The organism is uncultured Limnohabitans sp., assembly GCF_937889215.1.
In the GTDB taxonomy this organism is placed as follows: domain Bacteria; phylum Pseudomonadota; class Gammaproteobacteria; order Burkholderiales; family Burkholderiaceae_C; genus Limnohabitans_A.
In genome coordinates this window covers 1-1,588 of record NZ_CALBEX010000460.1, presented here as the reverse complement: position 1 = coordinate 1,588, position 1,588 = coordinate 1, and the positions used below count along the sequence as shown (strand labels likewise).

At 61.1% G+C, this 1,588-nt stretch carries 1 protein-coding gene; it reads right to left on the bottom strand.

Features of this window, described 5'->3' with window-relative positions; genetic code table 11:
• Nucleotides 1–203: 203 nt before the first annotated feature.
• The gene (locus Q0341_RS11620) at nt 204–1,415 is read right to left on the bottom strand and encodes an ABC transporter substrate-binding protein (protein WP_299513442.1); all 1,212 of its coding nucleotides are present in this window, start codon (nt 1,413–1,415) and stop codon (nt 204–206) included.
• Nucleotides 1,416–1,588: the final 173 nt, after the last annotated feature.

Genomic DNA, 1,588 nt, shown 5'->3' with positions numbered 1-1,588 from the left:
CGTGCAAAAACCCCAGCGTATCCGCCCCCAACAGCAACAAGGACAAAACCAGCGACGTGGCCATGACCCCAATGGTGGTGGGCAAGCCGATGAAGCGGTAGTTCACGTACGCTAGAAGTGCTGTCAAAACGAGAAAGACCGAAGCGATTTGCAATGTGGGCATGGTCCGTCAAGTGTAGGGGCTGACTTCGCGCTGCTCTCCATCAGACGCCGTAGCGCCGTGTCCATTCCTTTTCTAGCGCATCCACCCAAGAGGCATGGGGCTCGGGCAATGTGGGCGCACTTTGCGCCAGTTGGCCGGGGCGAACTGTTCCCTGGAATCGCGCACGCTCATCGGCGGGCAAGCGGGCCACGTCCAGCACGGTGGGGTCGCCCCACACATCGATGTCGGCCTTGCGCGCTTGGGCGGCGGGCGAGAGCAAAAAGTTGGCCACGACTTGTGCGCCTGCTTTGCTGGGCGCGTTGTACGGGATGGCCACAAAGTGCGTGTTGCCAATCGTGCCCTTGGCAAATTGCCAGCTTTGCACCGTGGCGCTCAAGCGCTTGGCGGCGATCTCGTTGGCCGCTTCGTTGGGGTTAAAGGTCAGGGCCAGCAGCAACTCGCCGTCGGCCATCATCTGGCGCTGCGCCGCCGAGTTTTGCGGGAACTGCTTGCCACCGCGCCACAGGTGCGGGTGCAGCGCATCGAGAAAGCGCCACAGCGGCGCGGATTGCGCTTGCAGTGCCGCTGGCGTCACGGGCTGGGCCAGCGCTTTCACATCGGGCGCGTGTTCGATCAGGGCCTGCTTGACGAAGGTGGTGCCATGAAAGTTGGGCGGACGCGGGTAGGTGATGCGCCCGGGCTGGCTGCGGGCCAGGGTCAACAACTCCCCCATGCTTTGCGGCAGTTGGGGCAGGCGTTTGGCATCGGCAAAAAACGTCAGCTGCGCCATGCCCCAAGGCGACTCCAAGCCGTCGGTGGGGACCGAAAAATCCACCAGTGTGGTGGGATTGCCCATGGTGTCCACCCATTGGAAGTTGGGCAGGGATTGCGCGAACGGCGCAGACAACAGACCATCACGTTTCATGGCGGCAAAGTTTTCGCCGTTGATCCAGATCAGGTCCACCGTGCCTTCGGTGTCTTTGCGGGCGGCCTGCTTTTCGGCGCGCACGCGCTTGACGACATCGGCAGCGTCGCTGATCTTGACGTGCTGCAACTTGACACCAAACTCGCGCTGCAACTCGGCTGCGGCCCATTGCAAATAGGCGTTGATGCGTTCGCTGCCCGCCCAAGCGTTGAAATAAACAGTTTGGCCGCGTGCGGCGCGCAAGGTGTCAGCCCAAGCCGTGGCCGCGTGGGCAGCCCAGGGCGTCAAAGCGGTAGCGCCCAAAATGGACAGCACCTGGCGGCGGTTGGTGTGCAAAACAAAGTTCATAAAAAAGTGCGTCGCGGTAAATCAAAAATAGGGAACGAATGTATATCAAACTTGCTTAAAACAAGGTGGTTGCCCGTAACCAAGCCTCTGGCAACAAGGGCACTATTTGCGCCTCCAACCACTTGTCGCCGCCGCTGGCAATGGCCAGACCGGCCAGAAAGATCAAACCGCCA